Origin of the sequence: Microbacterium sp. UBA7513 (assembly GCF_002478345.1) — a bacterium.
Taxonomy (GTDB): Bacteria; Actinomycetota; Actinomycetes; order Actinomycetales; family Microbacteriaceae; genus Microbacterium.
On the sequence record NZ_DLNJ01000007.1, the window covers coordinates 170,230 to 178,531 of the forward strand.

9 protein-coding genes are annotated in these 8,302 nt (G+C 73.3%); all 9 read left to right on the forward strand.

Annotated features, from left to right (window positions below):
- Positions 1 to 40 precede the first annotated feature (40 nt).
- From fliE to B2W79_RS03655, 9 genes are read left to right on the forward strand one after another with little or no spacing between them, the layout of a single operon-like run.
- On the forward strand, positions 41 to 301 hold the full coding sequence (fliE, locus tag B2W79_RS03615; RefSeq protein WP_051582258.1) for a flagellar hook-basal body complex protein FliE: 261 nt from the start codon (positions 41 to 43) through the stop codon (positions 299 to 301).
- Positions 301 to 1,923, forward strand: a complete 1,623-nt coding sequence (gene fliF, locus B2W79_RS03620) for a flagellar basal-body MS-ring/collar protein FliF (protein WP_292787199.1) — start codon at positions 301 to 303, stop codon at positions 1,921 to 1,923. Before fliE ends, fliF begins: the two co-directional genes overlap by 1 nt.
- Entirely contained in the window at positions 1,920 to 2,924 is a 1,005-nt protein-coding gene (fliG, locus tag B2W79_RS03625) for a flagellar motor switch protein FliG (RefSeq protein WP_071327496.1), read from the forward strand. Before fliF ends, fliG begins: the two co-directional genes overlap by 4 nt.
- A complete protein-coding gene (locus B2W79_RS03630; protein ID WP_071327497.1) occupies positions 2,914 to 3,522 on the forward strand; it encodes a FliH/SctL family protein in 609 nt (202 codons plus the stop codon). Before fliG ends, B2W79_RS03630 begins: the two co-directional genes overlap by 11 nt.
- On the forward strand, positions 3,519 to 4,811 hold the full coding sequence (locus tag B2W79_RS03635) for a FliI/YscN family ATPase (protein WP_071327498.1): 1,293 nt from the start codon (positions 3,519 to 3,521) through the stop codon (positions 4,809 to 4,811). The genes B2W79_RS03630 and B2W79_RS03635 overlap by 4 nt, the downstream gene beginning before the upstream one ends.
- Entirely contained in the window at positions 4,808 to 5,230 is a 423-nt protein-coding gene (locus tag B2W79_RS03640) for a hypothetical protein (protein WP_292787206.1), read from the forward strand. The genes B2W79_RS03635 and B2W79_RS03640 overlap by 4 nt, the downstream gene beginning before the upstream one ends.
- A complete protein-coding gene (locus tag B2W79_RS03645; protein ID WP_292787208.1) occupies positions 5,227 to 6,612 on the forward strand; it encodes a flagellar hook-length control protein FliK in 1,386 nt (461 codons plus the stop codon). Before B2W79_RS03640 ends, B2W79_RS03645 begins: the two co-directional genes overlap by 4 nt.
- A 14-nt stretch (positions 6,613 to 6,626) precedes the next feature.
- Positions 6,627 to 7,085 carry a flagellar hook assembly protein FlgD gene (locus B2W79_RS03650; RefSeq protein WP_071327501.1) on the forward strand — a complete coding sequence of 153 codons (459 nt, stop codon included), beginning with the start codon at positions 6,627 to 6,629 and terminating at the stop codon, positions 7,083 to 7,085.
- A gap of 25 nt (positions 7,086 to 7,110) precedes the next feature.
- Complete coding sequence (locus B2W79_RS03655) at positions 7,111 to 8,271, forward strand: flagellar hook protein FlgE (RefSeq protein WP_060923655.1); 1,161 nt, start codon at positions 7,111 to 7,113, stop codon at positions 8,269 to 8,271.
- Positions 8,272 to 8,302 lie beyond the last annotated feature (31 nt).

The following is an 8,302-nucleotide window of genomic DNA, read 5'->3' on the forward strand; positions in this document are numbered from 1 at the left end:
CGCCGTGGCCGGCATCGAGGCCGTCGCCTCGTCCCTCGGCATGACCACCTCGCCCGTGACGGGTGCGAAGACCGGCGACGACACGGCCTTCGCGAACAGCGTCACCGGCGCGATCGACGAGCTGCGCTCGCTGCAGTCCGAGTCCGACACCCTGAAGGTCGCCGCCGTGACCGGCGACCTCGACGACATCCACGCCGCGATGATCGCCTCCTCGCGCGCCGCCGTCACCCTCGAACTCGTCGCCGCCGTCCGCAACAAGGGCGTCGACGCGTTCAACGAGATCATGCGGATGCAGGCCTGATGCCCCCGGCAGTGACCGGGGCGTTCCAGCGGATGCGGCGGGTGGTCGCCGGATTCTCGCTCGCGCAGCGGACCATCGCCATCATCGGCATCGCCCTGCTCGCGCTCGGCATCATCGCCCTGTCCAGCTGGCTCAGCCGCCCCACCTACACGCCGCTGTTCTCCGGCCTGAACGCCTCCGACGCGAACGCCGTGGTGGAGCAGCTGCGCTCCGCCTCCGTCCCCTACGAGCTCGCCGACGGCGGCGCCACCGTGCTCGTCCCCGAGAAGGACGTCTACGACCAGCGGCTCGCGGCCGCCTCCGCCGGGCTGCCGAGCGCCGGATCCGCCGGGTACTCGCTGCTCGACGACATGGGCGTCACCACGAGCGAGTTCCAGCAGTCGGTCACCTACAAGCGCGCGATCGAGGGCGAGCTCGCCGCCACGATCTCGGCCATCGACGGCGTCTCCGCAGCGTCCGTGCAGCTCGCGATCCCCGAGGAGAGCGTCTTCGTGTCGGAGACGGTCGACGCGACCGCCTCCGTGTTCGTGGAGACCGCCGGACGCACGACGCTCGACCAGAAGCAGGTCGAGGCCATCGTGCACCTCACCTCGGCCGCCGTCAGCGGCATGAAACCGGAGAACGTGGCCGTCGTCGACCAGACCGGACGCACGCTGTCGACCGTGGGCGGCGGAGCCACCGGCGGCCTCGACCAGCAGGCGAGCGACTACGAGGCCCGCGTGGCCGCGAGCGTGCAGCAGATGCTGGACACCGTGGTCGGTCCGGGGAACGCGACCGTGACCGTGGTCGCCGAGATCGACCGCTCCGTGAACGAACGCGTCGAGGAGACCTACACCCCGGCCGAGGGCACGCCCCCGCTCACCGAAGAGGTCCGCGAGCAGAACAGCAACGGCTCCACCTCGGAGGCGGGCGTGCTCGGTCCGGACAACATCGCGGTTCCGAACGGAAACGGCGACGGCACCTACACGAACACGGAGGAGACGCGCACCAACGCCGTCAACAAGGCCACCGAGAGCACCTCCACCCCCGCGGGCACCCTGCTGCGGCAGTCGGTGTCGGTCGCCGTGGACGCCGGAGCCGGAGGCGACCTCAGCTCCGCCCAGCTCAGCGATCTCGTCGCCACCGCGGCCGGTATCGACAGGACCCGCGGCGACGAGCTCGCCGTCGAACTCGTCGCCTTCAGCCAGACGGACGCCGAGGCCGCTCAGGCCGCGCTGCAGGCGGCGAAGGACGCCGAAGAAGGTGCCCGTCAGGCCGCTCTCCTGAACACCGTGATCGTCGCAGCCGCCATCGCCATCCCCCTCATCGCCGCGATCGCCGCGCTCATCGTCCGTTCGCGGCGGAAGGCACGCGGTGCGGAGGAATTCGACCAGCTCTTCGGCGACCGCCCCGCCGAGCTGTCCGCGCTCTCGGCCGACGCCCCGACGGCCGTGCTGGAGGCGCCGACCACACCGCTCGCCTTCCTCGAGCCGGTCCCCGACCTCGACCCCGACCCGGAGCCCGAACCCGCGCAGATCAGCCTGGAGCGCCGCCGCGCCGAGATCGCCGCGCTCACGCGTCAGGATCCGCAGCGCACCGCGGAGCTGCTGCGCACCCTCATCGACGACAGGTCGCGGGTATGAGCGGACTGACCGATCGGCAGACGGCCGCGATCGTCCTGATGAACCTCGACCGCGCCCAGGCCGTCGAGGTCATGAAGCACCTCTCCGAAGCGGAGGCCGAGGCCGTCGCCGCCGAGATCATCGGACTGCAGGATCTCGACGCGGAGACCACGGTGCAGGCACTCGGGCAGTTCCATCGCATCGCCGCCGGGCACCTCCCGCCGGCGCGCGGCGGACGCGACATCGCCGCGGGCCTGCTGGAGGCGTCGTTCGGCTCCGAGCGGGCGGCGGCGGTGCTCGGCCGGGTCGGCTCGACGACGATGAGCGCGTCCTTCGACTTCCTCGCCTCCGCCGATGCCGCGCATCTCGCCACGCTCCTCGACGGCGAGCTGCCGCAGACCGTCGCCCTCGTGCTCGCCCATCTCCCCGCCGATCAGGCCGCCGCGGTCCTCGCCGCGCTGCCCGATCCGGCCAGGACCGACGTGGCCCAGGCCATCGCCACCATGGGCACCGCCTCGCAGGAGGCCATCACGATCGTCGCCGATGCCCTCAAGGCCCGCACCGGCAGCCTCGCCTCGCGGGACAGCCCCGAGGTGCTCGGCGGAGTCGAGCCGCTCGTGGAGATCATCGGGCGCTCCGGCGCGACGATCGAGAAGGCGCTGCTCGCCAGCATCGAGGACCGCGACAGTGCCCTCGCGGAAGACATCCGGTCGCGCATGTTCACCTTCGCCGACATCGTCAAGCTCGACGACCGCGACACCCAGCGCGTGCTGCGGGGCATGGACATCCGCTCGCTGGCCCTGGCCCTCAAGGGCGCACAGCAGCCCATCGTCGACCTCATCCGCCGTAACGTGTCCGAGCGCAACCGCGAGAACCTCGACGAGGAGGCCCGGACGCTGGGCCCGGTGCGCGTCTCCCAGGTCGAGGAGGCGCGGGCCGAGATCGTCCGGACGATCCGTGCGCTGGAGGCCGCGGGAGACATCACGGTGCAGCGGGCCGACGAGGACGAATATGTCTACTGACGCGTTCGCGCCGGCCGCGTTCCCCCGACTCGGCGGCTCCGACCACCGGGCCGAGCAGGAGCGTGCGCGCCGCCGCGGGTACGCGGAGGGGCACGCCGCCGGCTTCCGGGCAGGGGTGGCCGATGCCGAAGCTGCTCGACGAGCGGCCGAGGCCGCACAGGCGGAAAGGGAGCGCATCCGGGCTGAGGACGTCTCGGCTGCCGTCGCCGCGCTGCACGCCGCGGCCCGGTCCCTGACCGCCCGAGAGGCCGCGCTGGAGTCCGCCGCGACCGGACAGGTGCTCTCGCACGCGATCGACCTCGCGGAGCTCATCCTCGCGGCCGAACTGGGCGACGCAGGATCGTCCGCGGCCGCCGCGGCTCGCCGCGCCCTGAACGCCACCGATGCAGCCGCCGTCCGGCGTCTCCGGGTGCACCCGGAAGACCTCCGCATCCTCGCCGCGGAGGCAGGACAGGGCGTCTCCGAGATCGCGCTGGTGGCCGACGACACCCTCGCCCGCGGCGACGCCGTGGCCGAGCTGGAGCACGGCCTGATCGACGCCAGGGTCGCGACGGCCCTCGCCCGCGCGCGCCGCGCTGTCCTGGAAGGCGCGCCGTGAGCTCGTGGACCGCCGTGCTCGCGGCGGCGCGTCCGGAACGGATCGGCGAGGTCTCGCAGGTGCGCGGTCTCAGCGTGCAGGTCCGCGGCCTCGACGGCGCCGTGGGGGACGTGCTGACACTCGACGGCATCGACGCCGAGGTCGTGGCCACGGGCGAGGACGGCCTCCGGTGCATGCCCCTCGCCCCGGTCGCCGGTCTCACCGTCGGCGCCCCGGTGCGAGGGCGCGGCGGCCCGGTTCGGGTTCCCACCGGATCCGCGTTGCTCGGCCGGGTCCTGGACGGGCTCGGACGCCCCATCGACGGCAAGGGCCCCCTCGCAGCGCCGCACGTGAGCCTGGATCACGACACGCCCTCGATCATGGAGCGCGACCGCATCGACACCCCGCTCCCCCTCGGCGTGCGCGCGCTCGACACCCTGGTCAGCGTCGGCCGTGGCCAGCGCGTGGGCCTGTTCGCGGGATCCGGGGTCGGGAAGTCGTCGCTGCTGTCGATGATCGCCCGCGGCACCGAAGCCGAGGTCACCGTCATCGCCCTCGTCGGCGAGCGCGGCCGCGAGGTGCGCGAGTTCATCGAGGACGACCTGGGTCCGGAGGGACTCGCGCGCTCCGTCGTCGTCGTCTCCACCTCGGATCAGCCGGCGATGGCCCGCATCCGCGCCGCCTTCACCGCCACCCGGATCGCGGAGGCCTTCCGCGACGAGGGCGCACACGCGATCCTCATGATGGACTCGCTGACCAGGGTCGCGATGGCCCAGCGCGAGATCGGCCTCTCCGCGGGCGAGCCGCCGGCCACCCGCGGCTACCCGCCCTCCACCTTCTCCCTCCTCGCGGGGCTGCTGGAGCGCGCCGGCACCGACCGCACCGGCTCCATCACCGGCATCTACACCGTGCTCGTCGACGGCGACGACCACAACGAGCCCATCGCCGACACCGTCCGCTCGATCCTCGACGGCCACGTCGTGCTGGATCGCGCCCTCGCGCTCGCCGGGCACCACCCTGCGATCGACGTCCTCGGATCCGTCTCCCGCGTGGCCGGCAAGGTCACGAGCCGGGAGCGCCGCGACCACGCCGCCACCCTCCGTGCGGTGCTCGCGGCGCGACGCCGGGCCAACGACCTCATCGACATCGGCGCCTACCATGCCGGTGCCGACGCCCGCATCGACGCGGCGATCACGCACGAGCGCGCCATCTCGGCGTTCCTCACGCAGCCGCTCGACGAGACCAGTCCGATCGAGGAGTCCTGGATGCGGCTGGAGGGCCTGGTCTCCGCCTTCGAGGGGGTGTCATGAGCAGAGGGTTCTCGCTCGCGGGTCTCCTGCGCGTCCGGGAGATCCAAGAACGCGCGGCGGCGCAGCGCTTGTCGCGCGCGGTCATCGACGCGCAGCACACCGAAGCCAGGGACCGGGTCCTGCGCGCGCATCTGGCCGGCACCGATACGGAGGCCGTGGACGTGCGTGCTCTCGCCGCGCTCGCCGCGGCCCGCGTCTCCGGCCGCGCCCTGCTCGCCGATCTCACGGCGCTCGCCGACCTCCAGCAGGAGACGGTCGCCGAGGCGCGGGCCGAGCACGCCGACGCGCGGCGCACTCTCCGCGGTCTCGAACGGCTCGCCGACAACCACGCGGAAGCAGTGCGGACGGCAGACCTGCGCGCGGAGCAGGCGGAACTGGACGAGATCGCCTCCCGCTCGCGGACGGAGGACCCGGCATGACCGCCCTCGACCTTCTGGCTGCTCTGGACGTGCGCCCCGCACGCCCCGCAGCCTCGGTGCCCCGCGGCGCCCCCGGAGCCGCCGCCTTCGCCGATGCCGTGCGCGATGCCGTCCGGGAGACGGAGCCGGCCGACTCCGAGTCGCCCGAGGGGCCTGCGGCCGACGTCGCCACCGGCGGCGACGGCACCACGGCAGCCGTTCCCGCCGACGGTGCCGTCGCCACGCCGCCTCCGCTCCCCGCCCCGTCGCCCTCCGGGTCCGTGATCGCTCCGCCATCGATGCTGCCTGTCGCTCCGTCGGACGCCGACTCGACCGCGGTCCCGACGCCGCCGCCGGGAGAGCACACTCCGGCTCCTCCGTCTCCCGCGGGTCCGGCCGGCCCCGGCATCGACGCGCCCGCGCTGTCCGCCATCGACGCGCTCGCCCTGCCCGCCATCGACTCGGTCTCCGCTGCGGCGACGTCTCCTCATGCGGAGGCGGGGCCCACGGCGGCCGGCAGGGCGCCGGGCGCCGGACCGATCGAGGCCGAAGCGGTCCGGTCGGCCGCCGCTCTCCCGTCGCCGGCTCCGACGACGCAGCCTCCGACGATCGCAGCGGTCGTGCGCTCCCCGCCCGCCTCGTCCGTCGACGCAGCGGCGGGTGCGCGCGCCGGCGCCGACGGCGGGACGAGCACGGGGTCGGACGGCCGGATGTCCCGCCTCGCCGGCCCGGCGCCGGACGGAGCGACGGCCACGCTCGATCCCCCGACCGCGGACCCGAGCGTCCCCGAGACCTCTTCGCTGCCCCCGACGCCCTCGGCTCCGGCGCCGGTCACCACCACGCCGGCGGGCACGACGAGCATCGACCCGGTCGCGGCCGGGTCCGCCAGCGCGCCGAGCCCGGTCGCCGCCACGGCCACTGCTGCCGTCGCGCCGCCGAGCACCGTCCCCGCGCCGGTCCGCCCAGCCCTGCTCCCCCAGGTGGCGGCCCCGGTGCTGTCCTTGGCCCAGGCCCCCGATGGCGACCACCGGATCACGCTCACCGTCTCGCCGGAGAACCTCGGTCCCGTCACCGTGCGGGCCCACATCGCCGGCTCCACCCTCCGCATCGAGCTGCAGGCCCCGAGCGAGATCGGCAGGGACGCCCTGCGTGCTCTCCTCGTCGACCTCCGCCGGGACCTCGCGGTCGCCGCGCCGCACGCCACCCTCAGCCTCAGCACGGGGGACGGCTCGTCCTCCTCGCCCCAGCACGGCGCGACGACGCACGGCCAGACCGGGAACGGTGACCAGGACCGCCCGCGCCCGCAGCCCGTCCCGCGTCCCCCGACCTCGACGTCGACCACTTCCCCGCCCCCGACCGCACCGCCCGTCGCTCCGCTCGGCGGCATCGACGTCTACGCCTGACCAGAGAGGACTCCATGACCACGGTCGACTCCATCACCGGGACCCTGCCCCCGGGTGCCACGCCGACGTCCGGCGTGCAGACCGGCAGCACGACGCCGGCGGCCGAGCGCAAGAAGACCCTCGACTCCGAGGTGTTCCTCAAGCTGCTCGTGACCCAGCTCACCAATCAGGATCCGAGCTCGCCGATGAACACCAACGAGATGATCTCGCAGACCACGCAGCTGGCCTCCATGGAGCAGCTGACGGCGCTCGCCTCGACCAGCACCGAGAGCTTCGCCCTCAGCATGCGTCAGACCGCCGCCGCCCTCCTCGGGCAGGAGGCGCAGTACGTCGATGCCGACGGCGTCACCCAGAAGGGCATCGTCACCGCGGTCTCCTATGCGGGAGCCATCCCGACCGTGACCATCGGCGAGAAGTCGATCCCCCTCGACGCCGTCTCCGGCGTCTCCCTCGTCCCCGGCACCGCTGCCTGACCCCGCTCCCCAGAAAGGCACCACCATGCTCCGTTCGCTGTTCTCCGGAATCTCCGGACTCCGCTCGCACCAGACCATGCTCGACGTCACGGGCAACAACATCGCCAACGTCAACACGACCGGCTTCAAGGCGTCCTCCGTGCAGTTCCAGGACTCCCTCTCCCAGCTCCTGCGCAACTCGATGCTGCCGCAGCAGGCGACGGGTGGACAGAACCCCGCCCAGGTCGGGCTGGGCGTGCAGGTCGCCGGCATCAGCACCAACTTCGCGGGAGGCGCCCCGCAGCCGACCGGCGTGCCCACCGACCTGATGATCTCGGGTGACGGCTTCTTCGTCGTCCGCTCCGGCGGCGAGACGCTGTACACCCGCAACGGCGGCTTCACGTTCGACGCGAGCGGCCGACTCGTCGGTGCCGGCGGAGCGCTCGTCCAGGGCTGGACCGCCCGCAACGGCGCGATCGTCCCCGGTCAGGGCATCGGCGACATCACCCTCCCGGTGGGCGCCCTCAGCCCGGCCGCCGCCACCACCACGGCACGGGCCACCGGCAACCTGCCCTCGGGGGCAGCGGTCGGCGAGACGCTCGTGCGCGACATCAAGACCTACGGCGCCGACGGCTCCGCGTCCACCCTGCGGCTGACGTTCACCCGCAGCGCAACCGGCTGGGACGTCACCGACGGCGCGGGCGCGAGCACCGCACTGACGTTCACCGACGGTGTGCAGAACGGCGCCGGGAGCATCGTCTCGGGCGGCGTCACCGTCGACCTCTCCGGTGTGACCGGCTTCGCCGACGTCAGCGACATCGCGATCAAGGAGCAGAACGGCAAGCCGGCCGGCACGCTGAGCTCCTACGCGCTGACGAACGACGGCAGCCTCGTCGGCACGTTCAGCAACGGCGACACCCAGGTGCTGGCCCGCATCGCGCTGGCCGGGTTCGTGAACCCCGGGGGCCTGGAGAAGGTCGGCTCCTCGCAGTTCCGCCCGAGCGGCAACTCCGGTCAGGCCGAGCTCGGACAGCCCGGCACCGGCGGTCTCGGCGGCATCATCAGCGGCGCGCTCGAGATGTCGAACGTCGACCTCTCGCAGGAGTTCACCAACCTCATCGTCGCGCAGCGCGGTTTCCAGGCGAACGCCCGCATCATCACCACGAGCGACGAGGTGCTGCAGGAGCTCACGAACCTCAAGCGCTGACCTCTTCCGCGAGACCCCGCTTTCGCGCCGA